This window comes from Escherichia sp. AM3 (assembly GCF_032029835.1).
In the GTDB taxonomy this organism is placed as follows: Bacteria; Pseudomonadota; Gammaproteobacteria; order Enterobacterales; family Enterobacteriaceae; genus Escherichia; species Escherichia coli.
Map to the genome: position 1 here is coordinate 1 of NZ_JAVUPQ010001342.1, position 232 is coordinate 232.

Here is a 232-nt window from a genome sequence, read left to right on the forward strand (position 1 = left end):
GCGTGCTGCCGGACAGCCACCGCGCCAGCCTTCGCGCGTTCCACAACTCGCCGTCGGTGGAGGCGCTGATTGCGCAGTGTGATTTTACGCTGGTGGCCGGTTCTCGCCTGCGCAGCAACGAAACCCGATCCTGGACGCTTGAGCTGCCTTCCCCGCGGGTGCAGATCGATATCGACCCGGCGGCGGCGAGCCGTAACTACCTGATGGATAGCACGTTGATAGCCGATTGTTC

The 232-nt window shown here is 63.8% G+C and carries 1 pseudogene; it reads left to right on the forward strand.

Annotation, left to right across the window (positions count from 1 at the left end):
• Nucleotides 1–232: pseudogene (locus tag RTW80_RS30980) on the forward strand (hypothetical protein); the annotation flags it as partial.